The sequence below is a fragment of the Pseudomonas citronellolis genome (assembly GCF_029335315.1).
GTDB lineage: Bacteria > Pseudomonadota > Gammaproteobacteria > Pseudomonadales > Pseudomonadaceae > Pseudomonas > Pseudomonas citronellolis_A.
In genome coordinates this window covers 18,230-38,360 of sequence record NZ_JARJLT010000116.1, presented here as the reverse complement: position 1 = coordinate 38,360, position 20,131 = coordinate 18,230, and the positions used below count along the sequence as shown (strand labels likewise).

Annotated in this window: 32 protein-coding genes; 27 read left to right on the top strand and 5 right to left on the bottom strand. The window is 64.3% G+C overall.

The annotated features are described in order from the left end of the window. Genes P3W75_RS10015 through P3W75_RS10000 form a run of 4 tightly spaced genes read right to left on the bottom strand, consistent with a single transcriptional unit; the run spans position 1 to position 2,001 of the window. Positions 1-966: a hypothetical protein gene (locus tag P3W75_RS10015; RefSeq protein WP_430765358.1), complete on the bottom strand. Its 966-nt coding sequence runs from the start codon at positions 964-966 to the stop codon at positions 1-3. A gap of 15 nt (positions 967-981) precedes the next feature. Beyond that, positions 982-1,293 (bottom strand): helix-turn-helix domain-containing protein, encoded by a 312-nt coding sequence (locus P3W75_RS10010; protein ID WP_276227223.1) that lies wholly within the window; start codon positions 1,291-1,293, stop codon positions 982-984. Continuing rightward, positions 1,290-1,520, bottom strand: a complete 231-nt coding sequence (locus P3W75_RS10005; RefSeq protein ID WP_276227222.1) for a hypothetical protein — start codon at positions 1,518-1,520, stop codon at positions 1,290-1,292. The genes P3W75_RS10010 and P3W75_RS10005 overlap by 4 nt, the downstream gene beginning before the upstream one ends. Further along, positions 1,513-2,001, bottom strand: coding sequence for a hypothetical protein (locus tag P3W75_RS10000; RefSeq protein WP_276227221.1), 489 nt, complete (start codon positions 1,999-2,001; stop codon positions 1,513-1,515). Before P3W75_RS10000 ends, P3W75_RS10005 begins: the two co-directional genes overlap by 8 nt. Positions 2,002-2,121: 120 nt before the next feature. Between P3W75_RS10000 and P3W75_RS09995 the strand changes: the two genes are divergently transcribed. Together P3W75_RS09995 and P3W75_RS09990 are read left to right on the top strand one after the other, a co-directional pair. Beyond that, entirely contained in the window at positions 2,122-2,406 is a 285-nt protein-coding gene (locus tag P3W75_RS09995; protein ID WP_276227220.1) for a hypothetical protein, read from the top strand. Next, positions 2,399-2,683, top strand: a complete 285-nt coding sequence (locus P3W75_RS09990) for a hypothetical protein (RefSeq protein ID WP_276227219.1) — start codon at positions 2,399-2,401, stop codon at positions 2,681-2,683. Before P3W75_RS09995 ends, P3W75_RS09990 begins: the two co-directional genes overlap by 8 nt. A 260-nt stretch (positions 2,684-2,943) precedes the next feature. Here P3W75_RS09990 and P3W75_RS09985 read toward each other — a convergent pair whose 3' ends face one another. Continuing rightward, the gene (locus tag P3W75_RS09985; protein WP_276227218.1) at positions 2,944-3,153 is read right to left on the bottom strand and encodes a DNA-binding protein; all 210 of its coding nucleotides are present in this window, start codon (positions 3,151-3,153) and stop codon (positions 2,944-2,946) included. A 109-nt stretch (positions 3,154-3,262) separates the two neighbouring features. Between P3W75_RS09985 and P3W75_RS09980 the strand changes: the two genes are divergently transcribed. The 25 genes from P3W75_RS09980 to P3W75_RS09860 all read left to right on the top strand — a co-directional run bounded on the left by P3W75_RS09980 (position 3,263) and on the right by P3W75_RS09860 (position 20,054). Further along, positions 3,263-3,676: a helix-turn-helix domain-containing protein gene (locus tag P3W75_RS09980; protein WP_276227217.1), complete on the top strand. Its 414-nt coding sequence runs from the start codon at positions 3,263-3,265 to the stop codon at positions 3,674-3,676. 3 nt (positions 3,677-3,679) lie between these two features. Continuing rightward, complete coding sequence (locus P3W75_RS09975) at positions 3,680-4,297, top strand: hypothetical protein (RefSeq protein ID WP_276227216.1); 618 nt, start codon at positions 3,680-3,682, stop codon at positions 4,295-4,297. A gap of 46 nt (positions 4,298-4,343) precedes the next feature. Next, entirely contained in the window at positions 4,344-4,841 is a 498-nt protein-coding gene (locus P3W75_RS09970) for a hypothetical protein (RefSeq protein WP_276227215.1), read from the top strand. Positions 4,842-5,447: 606 nt separating this feature from the next. After that, positions 5,448-5,744, top strand: a complete 297-nt coding sequence (locus P3W75_RS09965) for a putative holin (RefSeq protein WP_276227214.1) — start codon at positions 5,448-5,450, stop codon at positions 5,742-5,744. Positions 5,745-5,746: 2 nt separating this feature from the next. Further along, positions 5,747-6,376 (top strand): transglycosylase SLT domain-containing protein, encoded by a 630-nt coding sequence (locus P3W75_RS09960; RefSeq protein ID WP_430765357.1) that lies wholly within the window; start codon positions 5,747-5,749, stop codon positions 6,374-6,376. Then, positions 6,373-6,609, top strand: coding sequence for a hypothetical protein (locus P3W75_RS09955; RefSeq protein ID WP_276227213.1), 237 nt, complete (start codon positions 6,373-6,375; stop codon positions 6,607-6,609). Before P3W75_RS09960 ends, P3W75_RS09955 begins: the two co-directional genes overlap by 4 nt. 23 nt (positions 6,610-6,632) lie before the next feature. Next, positions 6,633-6,809 carry a hypothetical protein gene (locus P3W75_RS09950; RefSeq protein WP_276227212.1) on the top strand — a complete coding sequence of 59 codons (177 nt, stop codon included), beginning with the start codon at positions 6,633-6,635 and terminating at the stop codon, positions 6,807-6,809. Then, positions 6,796-7,401: a lysis protein gene (locus P3W75_RS09945; RefSeq protein ID WP_276227211.1), complete on the top strand. Its 606-nt coding sequence runs from the start codon at positions 6,796-6,798 to the stop codon at positions 7,399-7,401. The genes P3W75_RS09950 and P3W75_RS09945 overlap by 14 nt, the downstream gene beginning before the upstream one ends. Positions 7,402-7,404: 3 nt before the next feature. Then, positions 7,405-7,794, top strand: coding sequence for a hypothetical protein (locus tag P3W75_RS09940; RefSeq protein WP_276227210.1), 390 nt, complete (start codon positions 7,405-7,407; stop codon positions 7,792-7,794). Further along, positions 7,784-8,092: a hypothetical protein gene (locus P3W75_RS09935; RefSeq protein ID WP_276227209.1), complete on the top strand. Its 309-nt coding sequence runs from the start codon at positions 7,784-7,786 to the stop codon at positions 8,090-8,092. The genes P3W75_RS09940 and P3W75_RS09935 overlap by 11 nt, the downstream gene beginning before the upstream one ends. A 5-nt stretch (positions 8,093-8,097) precedes the next feature. Next, on the top strand, positions 8,098-8,673 hold the full coding sequence (locus P3W75_RS09930) for a DUF3486 family protein (protein WP_276227208.1): 576 nt from the start codon (positions 8,098-8,100) through the stop codon (positions 8,671-8,673). Between the two features lies 1 nt (position 8,674). Continuing rightward, positions 8,675-10,378, top strand: coding sequence for a hypothetical protein (locus tag P3W75_RS09925; protein WP_276227207.1), 1,704 nt, complete (start codon positions 8,675-8,677; stop codon positions 10,376-10,378). Continuing rightward, the gene (locus P3W75_RS09920) at positions 10,378-11,850 is read left to right on the top strand and encodes a DUF935 domain-containing protein (protein WP_276227206.1); all 1,473 of its coding nucleotides are present in this window, start codon (positions 10,378-10,380) and stop codon (positions 11,848-11,850) included. Before P3W75_RS09925 ends, P3W75_RS09920 begins: the two co-directional genes overlap by 1 nt. After that, on the top strand, positions 11,850-13,100 hold the full coding sequence (locus P3W75_RS09915) for a phage minor head protein (protein ID WP_276227205.1): 1,251 nt from the start codon (positions 11,850-11,852) through the stop codon (positions 13,098-13,100). Before P3W75_RS09920 ends, P3W75_RS09915 begins: the two co-directional genes overlap by 1 nt. Then, the gene (locus tag P3W75_RS09910) at positions 13,097-13,705 is read left to right on the top strand and encodes a phage virion morphogenesis protein (RefSeq protein ID WP_276227204.1); all 609 of its coding nucleotides are present in this window, start codon (positions 13,097-13,099) and stop codon (positions 13,703-13,705) included. The genes P3W75_RS09915 and P3W75_RS09910 overlap by 4 nt, the downstream gene beginning before the upstream one ends. Positions 13,706-13,920: 215 nt before the next feature. Next, positions 13,921-15,153: a peptidase gene (locus P3W75_RS09905; protein ID WP_276227203.1), complete on the top strand. Its 1,233-nt coding sequence runs from the start codon at positions 13,921-13,923 to the stop codon at positions 15,151-15,153. Between the two features lie 3 nt (positions 15,154-15,156). Further along, positions 15,157-15,537 (top strand): capsid cement protein, encoded by a 381-nt coding sequence (locus P3W75_RS09900; protein WP_276227202.1) that lies wholly within the window; start codon positions 15,157-15,159, stop codon positions 15,535-15,537. Positions 15,538-15,548: 11 nt separating this feature from the next. Further along, positions 15,549-16,481 (top strand): phage capsid protein, encoded by a 933-nt coding sequence (locus P3W75_RS09895; protein ID WP_276227201.1) that lies wholly within the window; start codon positions 15,549-15,551, stop codon positions 16,479-16,481. A 46-nt stretch (positions 16,482-16,527) separates the two neighbouring features. Then, on the top strand, positions 16,528-17,247 hold the full coding sequence (locus P3W75_RS09890; RefSeq protein ID WP_276227200.1) for a hypothetical protein: 720 nt from the start codon (positions 16,528-16,530) through the stop codon (positions 17,245-17,247). Next, the gene (locus tag P3W75_RS09885) at positions 17,247-17,600 is read left to right on the top strand and encodes a DUF7681 family protein (protein WP_276227199.1); all 354 of its coding nucleotides are present in this window, start codon (positions 17,247-17,249) and stop codon (positions 17,598-17,600) included. The genes P3W75_RS09890 and P3W75_RS09885 overlap by 1 nt, the downstream gene beginning before the upstream one ends. A gap of 1 nt (position 17,601) precedes the next feature. After that, positions 17,602-18,117, top strand: coding sequence for a gp436 family protein (locus tag P3W75_RS09880; protein ID WP_276227198.1), 516 nt, complete (start codon positions 17,602-17,604; stop codon positions 18,115-18,117). A gap of 1 nt (position 18,118) precedes the next feature. Beyond that, positions 18,119-18,574 (top strand): phage tail terminator protein, encoded by a 456-nt coding sequence (locus tag P3W75_RS09875; RefSeq protein ID WP_276227197.1) that lies wholly within the window; start codon positions 18,119-18,121, stop codon positions 18,572-18,574. Then, positions 18,571-18,783 (top strand): DUF7210 family protein, encoded by a 213-nt coding sequence (locus P3W75_RS09870; RefSeq protein ID WP_276227196.1) that lies wholly within the window; start codon positions 18,571-18,573, stop codon positions 18,781-18,783. The genes P3W75_RS09875 and P3W75_RS09870 overlap by 4 nt, the downstream gene beginning before the upstream one ends. A 3-nt stretch (positions 18,784-18,786) precedes the next feature. Continuing rightward, complete coding sequence (locus tag P3W75_RS09865; protein WP_276227195.1) at positions 18,787-19,545, top strand: hypothetical protein; 759 nt, start codon at positions 18,787-18,789, stop codon at positions 19,543-19,545. Next, positions 19,545-20,054: a DUF6631 family protein gene (locus tag P3W75_RS09860; RefSeq protein WP_276227194.1), complete on the top strand. Its 510-nt coding sequence runs from the start codon at positions 19,545-19,547 to the stop codon at positions 20,052-20,054. Before P3W75_RS09865 ends, P3W75_RS09860 begins: the two co-directional genes overlap by 1 nt. Positions 20,055-20,131 lie beyond the last annotated feature (77 nt).

Below are 20,131 nucleotides of genomic sequence, written 5' to 3'. Positions count from 1 at the left end.
TTAGCCCTCGACGTCTGCGGTGAGCGGAGTCACGCCCGGCTGGTTCAGCCAGCCGAAGTCCTCGGCGCCGCCGGCCGCCTCGCCTTCGGGCAGCTGGAACTCCTCGCGGATCTGCAGGAGCAGCAGTTCGAGCTGGCGCACCAGACCAGCCTGGAAGCCCCGATGGTCGGTGCCGGTCTGCTCCGCATGGGCCGCCATCACCGAGAAAGCCTCGCGGAGCTTGCCGCTGATGTCGGCTTCGGCCTCAAAGGCAATCCCGATGACCTCCTGGCGCAGTTCCTTCTCTGCCTCGTCCGCGGCCATGGTCTCGATGCGGCGGCGGGCCTTGGCCAGCTGCTGGGTCGTCTCGTCCAGGTCGGCGCGCTTCTTGGCGAGGACCTCGCCCTGGGCGTCGTAGTCGGCCTGCAGGTCATCGACCTGCTTCTTCAGCTCGGCTTTCTCCTGGGCATGCATGGCGAGGAGTTCCTCGGCGAGGTACTCGACCGCTTCGCGGTTTCCCTGTTTGGCAGCTTCGATCAAGGCCGACTTCGAGTCGGCCGGCAGGCGGCGCCACTGACGCAGTTCGCGGTAGCCGATACCCATGCGGGACATGGATTCCAGGGCTTCCTCACCGAAGGTGCGGAGGTTAGCGATATCCTGGTCGGCTTTTTCTCTCGACATTCCAAGGAGCCCGCAGAACTCTTCCCAAGTCCCCTGGAGCTGGTAACCGTTACCACTTTGCTTGCCAGCAAGTGCCCGGTAGAGCTTGTTTTCCTTGACGAATGCCATCTTGGAACTGGTAACCGTTACCGAAAATTTGGCGAAGGCATCTGCCATTTGAGCCTGGCCGAGGAGTTGGTTAACCAGGTCGCGTTCTTCCCCCATGTCCGAGGCCAGGGCGGATGCGTTCTGCACCAGGGCCAGGGCCTCGTTGTTCAGCGGTGCGTCTTGCACCAGTTCAGCGGCCGGCTGAGCTTTGCGTCCCATGTCTTACTCCTTTGGTCAGAGGCTGGCTCCCGCCAGCACGCGTTGGTTGATCTCGTTGATGCGTTGCTGGGCCGAAGCCATCTCGTTGGCGTGGGCCTGGGCGATCTGCAGCAGCGCGATGCTCGGTGCGAAGCGACCGGTATCGAGGCGAGTGGCGAAGCCTTCCTCGATCAGCAGGTCCATGTACCGGGTGATGTTCGCCGGGCTCTCGCCCAGGGCCTGGGCCAACTCGGTGTTGGAAAGGCCGCGCAAGGTGTGACCACGCAGGGCCTTGAGCACGCGCAGGACGCGCGCCGCACTGCTGGTGGGGCGGTTGGTTGTGCTCATGCGGCACCAGCCTTGGCATCCTGGGCGGCTCGCCACAGGTCGGTCCCTTCCCAGCAGCCGGCAAACCAGGCATCGGCCTGTGCGGTACCTATGCGATAGGGGCAGTCAGCCTTAGGGGTCTCACCCGCGTGGTAGCGGAGGCAGTACAGGGCGCCAGCCTTGTACTCGGGGCTGCGCGGGTTGCCGACGGCAAAGCGTTCGGCATGGATACGCTGGGCTTCACTCATGCTCGGTGCTCCCAAGGTCAAGTTGCGGATGGTCGTGCTGGATGACGTTGCCGTGGTGCCAGGCCAGGCTTTCCAGGCCTGCGCGAATCGCCTCCAAAGTTTGCTGGGCGCTCTGGCGGCCGCCGTAGAAGGCCATCAGGGCACCAGCGGCTTCGTGCAGGACCTGCTGCAGGCGCTGCATGTCCTCGGCCGAGCTACTGCGGCCAGAGGGAATGTCCACCAGCAGCTTCCCGTGGGCTGCGGCTAAGTACCGGGTGATCAGCGGCTGGCCGCAGGCGTGCTCCAACGGCAGCACAAGGGCGAGAGGCAAGCGGCCATCGCCCTGCCACTTGTAGAGGCTGGAGCCGTTGTTCAGGGCCAGGTAGTCGAAAGACAGGTGGTCTGCGCTGCGGTTGCGGATCTCGCGGGCGGCATCTACGCAGCCGCGGATGGATTCCGCCGGCGAGCGCGGCACCCAGGTTTTCCAATTGCGACGGCTCATTGGAAGGCACTCCCCAAGGACGCAAAGTCGGCGTCCGAAAATTCTCTCGATCCATCTGTTGGCAGCGGCTGCATCCATCGGCCAGCCTGTTCAGGCACATTCACAAGCGAGGACATGGTCATGACCGATCAGTACGTCGAGGCGTTGGCAGCACAGATGGAAGGACTTGGTCAGGCGTTCCTGGTGCTGGGCGCGCTGCTGAATCAGCAGGGGCTGCTGGATGGCCAGCTGCTGCAGGCGAGGATTCGAAGTCGCGCCGAGGAGCTGGATTCGCCGCACCCCGTTGTCCTGGAGCAGATAGAGCATCTGGCTGACCAGCTACTACGGAACTACCTGCATGTCCGGGGGCTTGGCCGCGAGGAGATCGAAACGCAAATCCAGTCGGGGAAAATCCGTGATGATTGAGCACCGGTGGCAGGTTGTTCGGATCGAGGCGGATGATGTCCCCGACCAGAACGCCGGTCAGCGCCGACACGTCGCGGTCCACGCCGTTCACCACCACGGTGAGCCGGGGGGTTACCTTGCGGACCAGGGACTCAGCGTCACTGGTAGAGGCCTGGAGTTGCTCGCCCATCAGGCGTCCGGCTGTGATCAGCATCAGTCGATCGATCAGTTGGCGAACACCGGCGGTCGCTGCGTTGCGATCAAGCGACAGCTGTACCTGGACCTGCGCGTCGGCTAGATGCCAGGCGACATCGACAGCATCGCCAGGGGCGCAGGCGATCACCGCATCAAGGGCAGCGCGCCAGGCATCCAGCGGGTGCGGGATGAGGTCAATGTGTTCGGTGGGAATCTGCGACATGGCGGAGATCCTCATGCGACCTTGGTGGTCAGATGGGTGGTGCCATGGCTGCTCCGTGGTACATTTGCGTACCACTGCGCTAGCCGTTTGCCAGCAGCGTTACGTTGCTGCAGGCGGTTGGTAGTCATCCAGGGCATGGCTCAAGCCGCTACGGCTGCGAGCTTCAGGCCGAGGGCAACGGCGATTTCGTGCGCCTGGCCGTAATGGCCCTTGGAGAAGCCGTTCAGCACCTGGTAAACGGCGTTCGGTGGGAAGTTGTTGGCCAAGGCCCATTGGGTGACGGTGGTTCCGGAGGCCCGAAAAGCCTGTTTCACCTGCTCTGTGGTCTTGGGTTTTTGCTGGGTGGCCATGGCGGTGGCTCCTCGGCGAATGTTTGAAGTTGATTGGGGTTATTTGGTGTTTGTAGGGCTGATGATGGTCACTAAATAGTTACCCGTCAAGCCTATAGGAGAGTTTTTTGTGTCCATTGGCGAACGCCTGAAGGAGGAGCGCGAGCGGCTGAGCTTCACGCAGCCGGCGCTAGCTGCTATTGCGGGCACCACGAAGAAGAGCCAGATCGATTACGAGAAGGACCTGACTCAGCCGAAGGCGGGGTATCTAGCAGCGGTTGCGCGCATTGGCCTCGACGTGCAGTACGTCGTTACCGGTGAGCGGGCAGCGGGCTCATTGACGCCAGACGAGCAGGAGCTACTCGCGAACTTCCGTGCGGCCCCGCTGGCGGTGAAGGCGGCGATGATGGCTGCTGGCGCAGCAGGCTCCGCAGGTGCTCACAACGTCCAGAAGGTAAAGAAGGGCGTAGGGCAACAGTTCAACGGTCCAGTGGGCAGCGTGGCCACTGGCGATGTCGTGAACCATGGAAAGTCGAAGGAATGATGTATGAGCAGTCAGCAGTTCCACGAGCGGGTCGACCAGGTCGCTGCGGGTGACATCAAAAACTTCATAGAGGCGCCGAGGCCTGAACAGCCCGTGCTGCTGTCATCCGCCCAGCGACAGGTGCTGAACGCTTTGGTGGAGGAGATCGCCAAGGAGTGCGAGAAGGAGCCCCGCTTTGTCTGGCGGGAAGTGGTGCACGCCCGGGTTGGCGTTGACAGCATCAACGAGATCCTCCGTGACAGCTTCCACGATGCCCAGGATGCCTTGGTTTGCTATCGAGACAACCATCGGCGCCAGGCCAATATCCGCTTGATGGTGGCCAGGATCACCAACCTCACCAAGGAAAAAGGCATCTACAACGAACGGGATGCCTGGTGCCTGCGCCAGTTCGGCGAGAAGCATCTGAATGCCATGGGAACGGAGCAGCTCCGTCTCGTCCTGGCGTTCGTCGAGGACTTCCTTATCGCCCCAGCCCAAGAGCAACCCGCTCCTGCAGTCTCTGAGCCGATCGCTCGCCAAGGGCTCGGCTTCCTGTCAGGGCTGAAAGAGTTCGTCACTACCTACCCCATGCACTGCGGGGCCATTGCCCTGGTGCTGATGATCCTGGGGAAGATCGTTTAGCTGCACGCCAACAACTACAAGCCAACACCCAAAGGGACAACACCCAATGAACAAAGACGTTCGCCTCGCCGCCACCTTCCTGCTGGCCGGCCTCTCGGTTGCAGGTTGCTCCACCAAGAACTACGGCCGCCAGCCAGAGCTGACCTCGTTCGAGCAGCAGACAATGACGTGTCGGGAGATCGACCTGGAGCAAGCCAAGGTCCAGGGGTTCCTGGCCCATGTCCGTGAAGAGAGCGAGTTCGACGGCCGCTCGGTGCTGTCTTTCCTCGGTGACTTCGGCATCGGCAACATGATGGAGAAGGACGCCGCCGTTGATAGTGCCAACCAGCGCATGGCCCAGCTCAGCGCGGCGAAGATGCAGCAGGGTTGCTCCTATGCCAGCGCGGCACCGGCTCGGCAGTACGCGGCGCCGCAGGCCTACGCACCAGCTCCAGCAACAGCTTCGGCAGGCGGCTCAGTCGAGGCGCAGCTCGACGCGCTGAATCGCCAGCAGCTTCCCTATGACGAGTACCAGCGTCGATATCGAGAGATTACTGGCCAGTGAGTGGCAGGGCATCTGGCTCAAGGAATGCGAGTGCTATGCGAAAGGAAATGCACGGGATGTCTACAGGGGCTGTTGCTGCTCTGATCGCGATTGTCGGGTTCGCTCTGGTGATAATCGGCGCAATGGTCAGAGCAGACCGGCCGCCGTCTCCTCCATCGAAATACGAATTGATGAGCCTGGCCAAGGAAGAGATACGGCGCAGAGCCAAGGACCCAGCAAGCGTGCAGTTCGGCGACGTGTGGGTAGGCGCTTTAGTGACATCCAGTACGCCGTCTGGAGTGCCAGTGGTATGCGGTTACTTCAATGCGAAGAACGGGCTTGGTGTGTATACCGGGCAGCAGCGTTTCTTTGGAAGTCCTGGGATGCTCATGATTGATCAAGAGCAACGTGTTCTGATTGACCAGGCTTGGAGCGACAGCTGCATGCTCCGTAGAGGGTAAGTCGGTCATCTACGCGGCACGGGAAGTCATGCTTCACCTCTCCTTCGAGTAGATTTTCGGCTCTCCGAAAAGAGAGCACGCGCGCGCGCGACGATGATGGTCGGGCGTCCTGCAGGAGCAGGACGACCACCATAGGCCAGGGATGGCCACCTTCGGGAGCATCGTCATGCCATCGCAGCAAACCCGGCGTCGCCGCGCGCCGCGCATGACCAGCTGGACGCTGGTCACCCTGGTACTGCTCATCATCCTGGCGGCCATCCGGCCCGAGCAGCTCCAGGTCGTCTCCTACAAACTCCTCCTGGTCACCCTCGGTGCCGTCGCCGGCTACTGGATCGATCGCACTCTGTTCCTGGTCGAAGCACGCCCGCACGAATGCGTCGGCTTCGTCGCCATTGTCGGCGCCTGGATTCGCCGCGCCCTGATCGTGCTGGCATGCATCCTCGGCCTGACGCTGGGGCTCTGAACATGCGAATCCTGATCATCGGAAGCGCCGTGGCGCTGGCTCTCATGGGCCAGATTGGCCTCGCGGCCGACACCATCCCTGTGCAGGCCGAGCAGTACCGCCGCACGCTGGTACGCGCTGCCCATGTCGAATGGGGGCTCGATGCTCCGATCGCCACATTCGCAGCCCAGGTCCACCAAGAAAGCCGCTGGCGTGCGGATGCCCGCTCGCCCGTCGGCGCCGTCGGCCTGTCGCAGTTCATGCCGAGCACCGCGGAATGGGTTTCGGGCCTGTACCCCGCAGCCTTGGGCGCAAACCAGCCGTTGAACCCGGGCTGGGCCCTCCGCGCCCTTGTGACCTACGACCGCTACCTCTACGCCCGCAACCAGGCCACCAGCGAGTGCCATCGCTGGGGATTCGTCCTTGCCGCCTACAACGGCGGCCAGGGGTGGGTAAATCGCGATCGCAGACTGGCATCGGCATCCGGCGCCGATCAGCTGGCCTGGTTCGATTCCGTCGAGCGCTTCAACGCGGGGCGCTCGGCCGCGAACTTCCGCGAGAACCGCAATTACCCCCGACTGATTCTGCTGCGCTACGAACGCCTCTACAGCGAATGGGGCGACGGCGTATGCGCCGAGAGGTACGTGCTATGAGCAAGACTTCGTTCGCCGACGTGCGCGCGCTGTTCCGCATGCGCGATCCACATCGCTGGTTCTGGTTCCGGGAATGGCTGAAGGATTCCACCGGGCCAATGCTGAAGGACGCCCTGCGCATCGTCGCCTTGTCCGTCGCGCTCTATGCCTTGGGGCTTACGTTCGGCAAGGGCTTGGCGACTGGTTTCAGCCAGAACATTCAGTTGAACGTGCGCCTGCAGGTGTCCGAATGACGCGCCTCTATCTCGGAGGCCTGATGGCGCATGCACTCTCGTCGGTCGCCATGGTGGCCGCTTCCGCCAACTTCCTCACCGCCAAGGAGCTGTATTACTCGCCGGTACCACGCGAGCGCCACGGCAAGTCGGGCGTTGCCAAGGGCAAGCGCAAGGCGCGCCAGTACAAGCGCCGGAGGGCCCACTATGGCCGTGCTTAGCTGGCTGGGCCGCATCTGGCCCATGTTGCTCGGCGGCTTCATCGTTGTCGCGATGATCGTCAATGGTCAGGCCCGCTACGACGATGGCTTCAGCAAGGCCAAGGCCCTGGGCGACGCGGCTCTGGCCGAGCTGCGCGAGCAGCATTCCCAGGAAGCCGCCAAGGCGGCCCAGGACAACCTGGTGCAGCTGAGGCAACAGATCACCCGCGCCGACCTGGCCGAGCAGCGGATGCTGGAAGCCCAGCAACAGCTCGCCGATGCCCAGCACCAGCTCCAGGAGCGAATCCCCCATGTCACGACCGTCTACCGGCCGGCTCCTGCAGCTGCGCCTGTTGCCATTCCTCATTGCGTGTTCACTCGTGGCTTCCTGCGCGACTTCAACATCGCCCTCGGCGCCGGCCTGCCCGCCGCAGGAGCGAGTACCTCTGCGGCCGGCGCTCAAGCAGCGGCCTGGCCCACCCCCGGTTCTGACGCCGAACTACTGGAAAGCGGCGTCAGCCCGGCTGACATCCTGGCCTTCGCCAAGGACTACGGCGCCTGGGCTCAGCGCAATCTCGCGCAGCTCAACGCCCTCATCGATCAAGGGGAGTAACGGATGAAGATCGAGCTGGAGCTGTGGCAGCTGATCAGCCTGCTCGTCGCATTCCTCGGTGCCAGTGCCGGGGGCGGCAAGCTGCTGCTGAGCCAGATCCAGAAGCACCTGGACGCCCGCTTCCAAGGCCAGGATCAGGTTCGCGTGGCGAACCATGAGCAACTCTCCCGCCGCCTGGAAGCGATCGAACAGGCTGCCCGGGAAGAAACCAACCAGTGGCAGCGCGTCGAGCGCGAGCTGATGAGCCTGAAGGCCGACCTGCCGCTCCAGTACGTGCGCCGCGAAGACTACATCCGCGGCCAGAGCGTGCTGGAGGCGAAGCTCGACGGCCTGGCCGTGAAAATCGAAAACGCGCAACTGCGCAGCCTGATGGGAGCGAACCATGCAAACTGATATGCCCAAGATCCGCCGGGAGTCCCTGCGCTGGCTGATCCTGCTGACCCTGAACAACGCCCGGCCGGTGGGCAGCTACGAGATGCCGATCCTGTCGGTCGCCCAGAGCGAGTACCCGGACGCTACCCCGATTGAAATCCGCCGCGAGCTGGACTACCTGAGCGATCGCGACCTGGTGAAGCTGGTCAAAGAGCCCTCTGGCCGTTGGTTCGCGGACCTGACCCGTTACGGCACCGACATCGCGGAGTACACCATCGACTGCGAGCCTGGCATCGCGCGTCCCGTGAAGTACTGGTGACGGCCATGGGGCGGAAATCCTCCATCTCGCGACTGCCGGATAATGTCCGGGCCTACATCGAGGGCAAGCTGGCCGAGGGGCGGCTGACGCTGGACGAGCTGATCGCCAACCTGCAGGCACAGTTCCCCAGTCAGGCCGAGTCGGGCGAGTTGCCCAGCCGCACCGCGGTACACCGGTACGGCCAGAAGCTGGAACGGCGCCTCGCTGCGATCAAGGCCAGCACCGAGGCCGCGAAGATCATCCGTGCCCAGGCCGGCGACGAGATGGACGCGCGCAGCGAAGCGCTGACGGCGATGATCCAATCGGAGCTGTTCGAGTCGATCATTGCGCTGCAGGAAGCTGGTGACGAAGAAATGGACCCGGGCGAGCGCGTCGGCCTCCTTGCTTCGGCAGCGAAGAACATCGCCACCCTGACTCGCAGCTCCGTCACGCTGAAGAAGTTCCAGGCCGAAGCCGAGCAGCGTGGCAGAGAGAAACAGCTCCAGGAGCAGGAGCAACGCCTGGAAGAGATGCGTGGCAGCGATGGCATGAGCGAGCAGCTCGAAAACCGCATCCGCGGCATCCTGCTGGGGAAAGCCTGACATGGCCATGCTCGCGACGTCAGACAAACTGGGCGAACACCTCAAGGCCATCAGCACTCCACGCAAGATCGACCTGGCCGAGGAAATGGAGCTGCTCGGCGTCGACGTGCCCCAGGAAATCGCCGAGGCCCAGCCAGCCAACGAGGCGGTGTTCCTTGGCTACCAGCAGCGCTGGTTCGAGGACCAGAGCCCGATCATGATCGCGGAAAAGTCCCGCCGCACCGGCCTGACCTGGGCCGAGGCGGGGCGCAACGTGATGAACGCGGCAAAGCCACGCCGCCGTGGCGGATGCCACACCTTCTACGTCGGCAGCAAGCAGGAGATGGCGCTGGAGTACATCGCCGCCTGCGCGCTGTTCGCCCGCGCTTTCAACGAGCTGGCCGAGGCAGACGTCTACGAGCAGACGTTCTGGGACGAAGGCAAGAAGGAAGAGATCCTCACTTACATGATCCGCTTCCCGAAGTCGGGGCGGAAAATCCAGGCGCTGAGCAGCCGTCCGAGCAACCTGCGCGGCCTGCAGGGCGACGTCGTGATCGACGAGGCCGCATTCCACGAGTCCCTGGAGGAGCTGCTCAAGGCCGCCTTGGCCCTCAACATGTGGGGCAATAAGGTCCGCCTGATCAGCACCCACAACGGCGTCGACAACCCGTTCAATCAGTACATCCAGGACGCCCGCGAGGGCCGGAAGGACTACAGCATCCACCGGATCACCCTGGATGATGCGATCGCCGACGGCCTCTACCAGCGGATCTGCTACGTCACTGGCCAGGAATGGTCGCCGGAAGCCGAGAAGAAATGGCGAGACGGGCTCTACAAGAACGCCCCCAACATCGAGTCGGCCGAGGAAGAGTATGGCTGCGTCCCGAAGAAGTCCGGCGGCGCCTATCTGTCGCGCGTGCTCATCGAGCAGGCGATGGTTGCCGACCACTCGATCCGCATCTACCGCTACGCCGCCCCGGATGGCTTCGAAGGTTGGACGCCGGAGATGCGCGTGGAGGAGATCAACACCTGGTGCGAAGAAAACCTGCTGCCGGAGCTGGCCAGGCTAGACCCGGAAAACACCCACAGCTTCGGCGAAGACTTCGCGCGCAGCGGCGATTTGACGGTGTTCACTCCGTTGCAGATCTCGCCGACCCTGCGGAAGCGGGAGGCATTCCGCGTCGAGCTGCGCAATCTGACCTATGAAGCCCAGCGCGACATCATGTTCTTCATCTGCGATCGCTTGCCGCGTGTCGTGGGGATGGCATTCGATGCCACTGGCAACGGCGGCTACCTGGCGGAGCAAGCTGCTCTGAAATACGGGCTGTCGGTAGTTGATCGGGTGAGCCTTAACCTGGCCTGGTATGCCGAGTGGATGCCCAAACTCAAAGGGGAGTTCGAAGCCTTCAACATCGAGCTATCCCGGCATCAGAGCACGCTCGATGATCTGCTCTCGATCAAGGTGGAGAACGGCGTACCTGTGATCGACAAGGGCCGCAAAGCGGATCTGGAGTCCCCCGGCGGCAAGAAAAAGCGCCACGGCGACAGCGCGGTGAGTCTGGCAATGGCCATTCGGGCCAGCTACATGACTGGCCGCCGCCAGCCTATCGAGACCCAGTCTGCAGGCCCCCGAGTTTCTGCGCAGCAGGATCTCGCCGGCAGCCGCGCCATCACCACCCGCGGCTGGGGCACCGTCGCCGGCCGCAACGACCTCGGAGACTACTGATGCAATCGCCCAAGCTCGGCCAGGAGATCGCCACTACTGGCGATGGCCGCGATATCACCCGCCCATTCCTGTCCGGCCTGCAGCAGCCCAGCGACTACATCTTGCAACGCCGCGGCGGAAACGACCTGCGCATCTACGAAGAGGTGCTGCGCGATGGGCAGGTCAAGGCGACCTGGGGCCAGCGTCAGCTCGCGGTGGTCAGCAAGGAATGGCAGGTGGACGCCGGCGGCGATCGCCGAATCGACAAGGCTGCGGCCGAGCACCTGCGGCAGCAGCTGCAGAACGTCGGTTGGGATCGGATCACCAACGGCATGCTCTACGGGGTGTACTACGGCCACGCCGTGGCCGAGCTGATCTACGGCCGAGACGACCGCTACATTACCCTGGAGGCGATCAAGGTCCGCAATCGGCGCCGCTTCCGCTACGACCAGGAGGCCGGCCTGCGCCTGCTGACCCCGCAGAACATGTTCGAGGGCGAGCCGTGCCCGGCCCCGTACTTCTGGCACTTCTGCACCGGCGCCGACAACGACGACGAACCCTACGGCCTCGGCCTCGCGCACTGGCTCTACTGGCCGGTGTTCTTCAAGCGCAACGGGGTGAAGTTCTGGCTGACCTTCCTGGACAAGTTCGGCATGCCGACCGCCGTCGGCAAGTTCGGGAAGAACGCCACCCAGGAGGAGAAGAACAAGCTGCTGGCCGCCACGCAGGCGATCCAGACCGATACCGGCATCATCATGCCGGAGGACATGATGCTGGAGCTGATGGAGGCCTCCCGCTCCGGTACCGCCGACTACAAGATCCTCCACGACACCATGGACGAGACCATCGCCAAGGTGACGCTGGGCCAGGTCGCAAGCAGCCAGGGCACGCCCGGTCGGCTGGGCAACGACGACCTGCAGGCGGATGTGCGCCTCGACCTGGTCAAGGCTGATGCGGACCTGATCTGCGAGTCCTTCAACCTCGGGCCGGTGCGCTGGTTGACCGAGTGGAACTTCCCCGGCGCCAAGCCGCCTCGCGTGTACCGCGTGGTCGAGGAGCCCGAGGACATGGACGCCAAGGCCAGCCGCGACGAGAAGGTGTTCCGCTTCTCCGGATTCAAACCGACCCTGGGCTATGTCCAGGAGACCTACGGCGTCGAAGTCCAGGAGGAGGTCCAGCCGACTGCCGATAGCTCCGTGCCCGCCGCACCCGCCGAGTTCGCGGAGGGTGTTGGTGGCAACGACCCTGCAGCGGCCATGACCGATCAGTTGGCCAAGACTGTGCAGCCTGCGGTGAAAGACTGGAGTGACCAGTTGCGCGCCCTGGTCGACAACGCCACCAGCCTCGACGCCCTGCAGGACCAGCTGCTGAAGCTCGCCCCCGAGTTGAGCCTGGATCAGTACGCTGCGGCGATGGCGCTCGGCCTGCAGGCGGCCAATCTGGCCGGGCGCACTGACGTCCAGGACGAGCTGGCCCCGCGAGGAACTTCCTGATGGCCACCGCCGCCAGCTACGGCAGCCTGTCGTTCCAGCAGCAGGTCGACTTCTTCGAGGCCAAGAATCCCTCGGTCAATTACGCCACGGTGCGCGGCGCTGCGCATGAGCAGTCATTCGTCAGCGCCGGCGCCCATCGTGCCGACCTGGTCGCGGATCTGTTCGCCGTGGTGCGCCAGGCAATACGCGATGGGCTGACCCTGGAAGAGTTTCGCAAGGACTACTACGCCGTCCTGGACAACTACGGCTGGGAGCCTGCCGGCGGCCGTGCCTGGCGTGCCCGGGTGATCTATCGAACCAATCTGCGCACCAGCTACGCCGCGGGGCGCTATGCCCAGCTGCAGGCCGTCAAGGCGACTCGTCCCTACTGGGGATATCACCACAGCGACGCGGTGGAGCATCCGCGCGAACTGCACCTGGAATGGGACGGCCTGATCATCCATGCCGACGATCCTTGGTGGCAGTCGCACTACCCACCCAACGGCTTCGGCTGCGAATGCGGTGTCACCGCCTACAGCCTCGACGAAATTCATGCCCTGGGTAAGAGCGGCCCCGATGCGCCGCCGACCGGGCGCATGCGCAACATCTCGTTCCACGGCCAAACCGTCCAAGTGCCTGAGGGCGTCGATCCGGGCTGGGATTACGCGCCAGGTCGTGCTGCTTTCGAGAACCAGGTCCAACTGACCCTGGAGAAGACCGCGCCGTTGCCGGCCGAGCCGGCGGCCCGGATGAACAAGCAGCTGCTGGACGAAGACAGCGTCGAGGAGGCCCTGCAGGGCTCCTGGTCGAACTGGATGGATGAGGTGGCAGCCGAGCCGGTCGTCCAGGGCGCCGCCCGCAATGTCGGCACGCTCAGCCCCGAGACGGTCACCGCCATGGCCAAGGCCGGCGCCGACGCGGAAACCGCTCTGGTCAGCATGGAGGACAGGCATCTGGTACCAATGGTCCAGGCGGCTCAGGCTGAGCCGCAGAGCAGCACCTTATCCGCCGTGCTGACGCTCGCCGAACTGGCGCAGCTGCCGCAGATGATTTCTCAGCCCGAGGCTGTGCTCCTCGATGTCGCGACCCGCACATTGATCTATGTGTTCGACTCCGGCCGCGCCGGCGCCAAGGTCGCGATGAAGGTCAATTGCGCGCTGCAGGGTGCTGCGCGCAGCAACACGGTGCAGTCGGGGGCGCTGGTCGACGTCGAGCAGCTCGGCCAACAGGTCGCAGCCGGCCAGCTCGTACTTGTGGAGGGTGGTCTATGAGTGGCGTGCGCATCGAGCTGGAGTTCGATCACCTGCAGGTGACGCAGGCGCTCAGCGCCGGTGCTGCCGTGTTGGGAGCACCAGAGAAGGTCCTGGCGGACCTGATCGATCCGTTGCTTCGCATCCACCGAGCGCGATTCAAGGCGAAAACCTCGCCTGACGGTGTGCCATGGAAGGCCTTGTCGCCGCGCTATCTGCGCAGCAAAGAGCGGAACCAGGACAAGATCCTCGTCGCGAGCGGCCAGCTGAGCAATGATCTGCGCGGCCAGGTCGACGGCGATACCTTGCTGTTCGGTACCGACCGACCCTATGGCGCCATCCACCAGTTTGGCGGCACGATCCAGCGCGCCGCTTCGCGCGGAACACTGCGTTTGCGTACGGACGCGAAGGGGGCGTTGCTGCGCCAGGCCGACCACGCCAATCTGGCCGTGTTTGCCCGGAGCAGTGGCACGAGCGCCCACAAGCGCTACGTGGAGCGGAGTTACGAAGTGGCTGCGCACGAAATCACGATGCCGGCCCGCCCTTGGTTGGGCACGTCCGCCACCGACGACGGCACGCTGCTGCAGCGCGTAATGACCCTGATCACGACCGCAATGGGAATCTAGCGATACGAGCCCCGTAGAGCCCCTGTAAGGCCTTCGGGGCTACCCTTGCCCGTCGTGGATGCCGTTCGCGCCGTTTGGGGCGTTTATAAATCGCCCTGGCAGGCTTGCCAGCATCAACCCGGGCGTGGTTTCGTAGAAAAAGCCCGCCACCCCGCCTAAATCGAATTTCGGCCACCCGAAAAGATTCCCCGCGCAAGCCGCCTCACTCTGGCGGCATGAACAAGCCAACCGCCACTCTCCCGATCCTTCCTGCCGGCAGTCACGTCGCTCTCGACGGTCGCCCGGTGGAATTCACCGAGGCCGATCTGCGCGAAATCGCCGAGACCTACAATCCGGCGTTGCATGAGGCCCCGCTCGTCATTGGCCACCCGAAGCTCAATGCTCCAGCCTACGGCTGGGCCAAGAGCCTGGAAGTGCGCGACGGCATGCTCTACGCCGAACCGCACCAGGTGGTCCCGGAGTTCGCCGAGGCGGCGAACCGGAAGATGTACAAGAAGCGCAGCGCTTCGCTGTATCTGCCGAACTCGCCGGGCAACCCTGTACCGGGCAAGCACTACCTGCGCCACATCGGCTTCCTCGGCGCTGTGCCGCCGGCCATCAAAGGCATCCCCGATGCCGCCCTGGAGTTCTCCGAGAACGATGGCGCGCTGGCGGTCGAGTTCAGCGAATCCTATGCCTGGTCGTCGATGGTCGACGTGCTGCGCCGCGTGCGCGACTGGTTCGTGGAGCGCGAAGGCGTCGAGAAGGCCGACCAGCTGATCCCCCAGTGGCAGCTCTCCTCTATAGAGGAAGACCTGCGCCGCGACTCCCCCGACCAATCCCTCGCTTCTTTCTCCGAATACCACACCACGGAAGGCGATGACGCCACAGCGGCATCTGCCGCCGCTGCGGCCGAGTCTACTGCTGCCGCCATCGATGGCGGCAAGGCCTCGCCGGCGGCAGATGCCGAACGGGCCACCCATCAACCACAGCAGGACCCGACCATGCCTGATGAAGCTGCGCTCCAGGAGCGCCAACGCCTGCTCGACGAGCGCGAGCAACAGCTGGCCACCCGCGAGGCGGAAGTGGCTAAGCAGCAAGCCCAAGAGCATCGCAACGAAGTCACCGAGTTCGCCGAGAGCCTGGTCGTCGCCGGCAAGCTGCTGCCTCGCCAGAAGGCGCCGGTGATCGAGCTGCTGCTCAACCTGCCCACCGAATCGCCGCTGGAGTTCGCCGAAGGCGAAGCTCAGGTCAGCAAGCCGGCCGACGACGTGCTGCGCGAGCTGCTCACCTCGCTGCCCAAGCAGGTCGACTTCTCCGAGAAGTCGGGCGGCGACGCCAATCTCGGTTTCGCCGATGCCGGCGCCATCGCCGCGCGAGCCCAGACCTACCAGGCCGAACAACGCGCTGCTGGGAACCACATCAGCGCGACCGAGGCTGTCGGCCACATCACAAAGGGAGCCAAGTAGCCCATGAACATCCCCGGACTCACCACCGCCAAGCGCGCCGTCGGCGCCGTCGCCGCGCGCCGCCTCTGCGTGAATGGCACCTCCGATGGCCTGGCAGCCCAGGCTTCGGCCAGCACCGCTCTGCCGATCGGCGTCAGTACCGACATTCCCGCCGCCGACGGCCAGCCGTTCGATGTCATTCGCGGCGGTCTCGCGCCCGTGGAATACGGCGGCAACGTCACCCGCGGCAATCCGCTGACGGCCGATGCCCAGGGGCGAGCGATCGCCGCGACCATTCCGCCCATCGCCACCACCTACATCATCGGCTTCGCCGAAGAGAGCGGTGTGCTCGGTGACATCGGTTCCGTCCTCATCGCCCCGGCCGTGCTGCCGGTCAGCGCCTAAAGGAGCACTTCATGAGCAACGCACCGTTCCCCATTGACCCCGAGCTGACGGCGATCGCTATCGCCTACCGCAACGGCCGCATGATCGCCGACGACGTGCTGCCGCGCGTACTGGTGGGCAAGCAGGAGTTCAAGTACTGGAAGTACGACCTGGCCGATGGCTTCACCGTCCCGAGCACCCTGGTGGGCCGCAAGTCGAAGCCCAACGAAGTGGAGTTCGATGCCACCGACGTGCCGTCCAGTACCGATGACCATGGCCTGGACTCGCCGGTACCGAAGGCCGACATCGACAACGCCCCCGCCAACTACAACCCCCTGGGGCGTGCCGCCGAACAGGTCACCAACCTGATCATCCTCGATCGCGAGGTGCGTACCTCCGGCCTTGTGTTCAGCAACAGCAGCTATGCCGCTGGCAACAAAACCACCCTTTCCGGTACTGCCCAATGGAGCGACCCCACCAGCAGCCCGCTGCCGGTGATCACCGATGCCCTGGACAGCCTGGTCATGCGCCCGAACATCGGCGTGCTCGGTCGCCGCACCGCCACCATGCTGCGTCGTCACCCGAAGATCGTGAAGGCCTACAACGGCAGCCTGGGGGACGACGGCATGGTGCCGCTGGCGTTCCTGCAGGATCTCCTGGAGCTGGAACAGCTCCTGGTCGGTGAAGCCCGTATCAACACCGCCAAGCCCGGTCAGAACCCGGTCCTGGCTCGCGCCTGGGGGCCGCACGCTTCCTTTATCTACCGCGATCGCCTGGCCGACTCCCGCAACGGCACCACCTTCGGCTTCACCGCGCAATGGGGTGGTCGCATCGCCGGTTCCATCCCGGACCCGGACATCGGTCTGCGAGGCGGTCAGCGTGTACGTGTCGGTGAGTCGGTGAAGGAACTGATCTCGGCATCGGACCTGGGCTACTTCTTCGAGAACGCGGTCTCCGCTTCCTGACCTTGACCTGGGCGGCTGGCACCGGCCGCCCATGGAGTCCTCTTCCATGGCAAAAGCACCTCGCGCACCTCGCGCATCGAAAGAAAACACCCCGGCCAAGTCGGTAGAGTCGGCTGCAGCGTCTCAGGTCGGCGCTACTGAGCAAAGTCAGTCCCAACTGGTCGAGGGCCAACTGGCAGGCGTCCAGCTCCAGGACGGTACGGTTGTCCCCCTGGCCGAGCTGCCCGAGGCCGATCTGCGCAAAATGGCCACCGACCTGGAGATCGACGGCGCCGACTCGCTGCCGATCGAACAGCTCGTCGCCGCGATCCAGGCCGAGAAGGTCCTGGTCGATGAAGGCGATGATCTGGCCGACATCGGTGATGGTGACGGTTCGTCCAGCTCTCCTTCGGCTGTCACCAGCGATGCACCGCCGCATCTCGCCGGTGAGGATGGCCGCTACCAGGTGCTGCTCACCGATGGCTCCTTGGCGTACCTGGAAGAGCTGTCGACGGAAGACCTGGTCGAGCTTGCCGCTGCCTGCCTGCACCTGGCACCCCCTGGCCTGGGTGGCGCTCAGTTCATCGGCATGGACCTCACTCGCGCCGAACTTGCGATGGAGGCTATTCAGCGCGGCACGGCCGACACCAGTCGCTACATCGTTCGGCGTGAGCGCCTCGATCACAACGACGAGTCTTACGCCCTCGGCGATCTCATCCAGTTCGATGACGACGAGCACGCTCGCCAGCTGCTGGCCATCGGCGCCATCGCACCGGAGGTGGTGTGATGGAAAACCAGCACCGCAAGATCGCCGGCTACCGCGAGCTGTCGCAGGAAGAAGTCGACCTGATGAACCGCATCAAGGTCAAAGGCGCCGAACTGCTCGCGCTGCAGGCCGAACTGGCCGGTAGGCTCAGTACTGACCTGGAAGGCAAACGCGCGGCCGCCATTCGCTCCGTCGCTGGAAGGGAGTTCAACGGCACTCCCTACAACGAACATACCGGCGCCACCGATGAGTGCATCGAGTTCAGGCGCTTCTTGGCAGCTGAGCCGCTGCGCTGGGCCGCGCTGGGCAAGACCGATATCCAGACCGGCATCATGGCCTTGGTACGTGCCGTCGCTCAGCCGGAGGGCTGCTGAGGTGTCGCTGTACATCACGTTGCCGGAACTGGCCGACCGGCCGGGCCCCGAGGAGCTGTCGCAGGTGGCGACTCCTCGGCGCTTCCACGCCGTCGACGCCGACCTCCTGGACGCCATGCTGCGCGGTGACCCACTCAGCGACTGGACGCCCGAGGACATCGAGATCGGTGCTCAGGCCCTGGACGTGATCGTCAGCGCAGTCAACGACGCCCAGGCCTACATCGACGGTTTCCTGCAGCAGCGCGGTTACCTGCCGCTGCAGCAGCGCTACGGCATCGTCACCGGCTGGGCCAGGGCGATCGCGCGCTACCTGCTGCACAAGGACCGGCTGGGCCCGGGTGAAGACAAGGACCCGATCGTCCGCGATTACCGGGACGCAGTGAAGTTCCTGCAGCTCACCGCCGACGGCAAGTTCAGCCTCGGCCAGGACGATCCGGTGGCCACGCCGTCGAGCGGCGCGCCGCAGGTGACCACTCCTGGTCGCACTTTCAGTCTCGACACGCTGAAGGACTTCTGACATGTCCAGCGCGCCGTTCGACCACAACCTGGTCATCGCCAGGCTGAAGGAAAAAGTCCCGGAGCTGCAGAGCGTTGGCGGTGCTGCTGACTTCGCCGCCATCAAAACGGTTCGAGACTTCAGGACTCCCAGTGCCTACGTGATTCTGGCCGTCGAAACCCCTATCCCTCGGCAATCTGGTGCGCCCGGGGCTGCCAAGCGGCAGATGGTGGCCGTGAAGTTCGGCGTGGTCGTCGCCGTCCGCAACTACCGCGACAGCAAGGGCCAGAACGCCGCGGATGATCTGCACCCTGTCCTCGGCAAGGTGCGCGACGAGCTGATCGGGTGGGTGCCGGAAGGGCTCACCGGTGCTCGTGACTGCCAGCTGGTGCATGGCGAGGTCGTCGATTACGACAGCAACACACTGGTCTGGACCGACATTTATCTGACGCAACACTCCATCGGGAGAACCTCATGAACACCTCCACCAAGAAAACGCAGGCCGAAGCGCCTGCCGACGAGCCGAAACTGGAGACGGTGAAGCTCATCGCCCCCCACAAACACGCTGGCAAGAAGCGCCAGGCAGGCGATGAGATCGAGGTCAACTCGATCGAGAAGGAGTTCCTGCAGCGGCACAAGAAGATCGCCGGCGAGAGCCAGGACGCGGCTCCGGCCGCCAAGGAGTAACCCATGTCGAAGCTGTTTTCGTTCCAGGGCAAAGTCTGGGCCGGCGAGCGCCTGGATAACGGCAAACTCAGCCGCCCCATCTGGGCAGGCAACGTGCCGGCGCTGAGCCTGAAGCTGTCCACCGACGCGACCAACAAGACCGAGTCCTTCTCGGGCAAGCGCCTGCAGTACGGTCGTCTGCAGAAAGGCACCACTGCACAGCTGGACATCACCTTCGACGAATGGCTGCCCAAGAACATCGCTCTTGCGATCTGGGCGTCGCAGGTGCAGCTGGCGGCGGACACCGTGACCGGCGAAGTCTTCGAGACTGGCCTGGCCGCTGATGATTTCGTGAAGCTCGATGGCCAGTTCGTGTCCTCGGTCGTGCTGACCGACAGCAACCCGACTCCGGCCACTCTGGTGGCGGGCACCGATTACAAAGTCGAGTCGGCGACTGCCGGTCTGATCCAGCTGCTCAACATCACCGGCAAGACCCAGCCGATCAAGGCCGCCTACGCGACCGAGGCGGCCGAGGCCTTCACCATGTTCACCGCGCCCCCGCCGGAGCGCTACATCCTGCTGGATGGCGTCAACACCGAGACCAACGAGCCGGTGGTCGTCACGCTGTACCGCTGCAAGTTCGACCCGGTGAGCGACCTGGCCTTCATCAACGACGACTACGGCAACTTCCAGCTCTCCGGCAGCGTGCTCTACGACGAGCTGAACGCTGCCGACGACGAGCTGGGTGGCTTCGGCCGCTTCGTCCTGAAGGCGGATAGCTGATGGCCAGGAAGGTCGCTGCCCCCGCGAAGTCGTCCCCGGCCAAGAAGGCCGGGGCCGATGATCTCCAGGTGCTGCATCCCGATCGCACGCTGTCGATCGCCGGCTGCAGCGTCACCGTTCGCGAGTACGGGTTCGTCGAGGGGCTCGGCCTTCGACCTCTGATGCAGCCCTTCCTGGACGATCTCTATGCCTTGGTCAAAGGCCGCCAGGAGCTACCGCCGCTCGAAGAGATCATGGTCGTGTTCGGCACGCACTACGAGCTAGTCGCCCAGCTGATAGCCCAGTCGGCCGACGTCGAGCTGGAGTGGATTCGCCAGCTGGATTCGCGCCAAGGTCAGATGCTGCTGTATGCCTGGTGGACCGTAAACGGCCCTTTCTTTGTCGGCGCGGTGGTGGACCGGATAAGGGCCGAGGCGGCCGCGGCGGTGGAAAGAGCGCGCGCTGGGCGGACGTCTACGCAGTCCTCATTGCCGGAGGGTATGGAACCGCAGCCGCCATCGGTCGACTGACCGAGCGTCAGGTCCTGCTGCTCTACGAGGCCGAACTTCGGCGCAGACGAGTAGAACGGTCTGAGAACCTCCTCGAT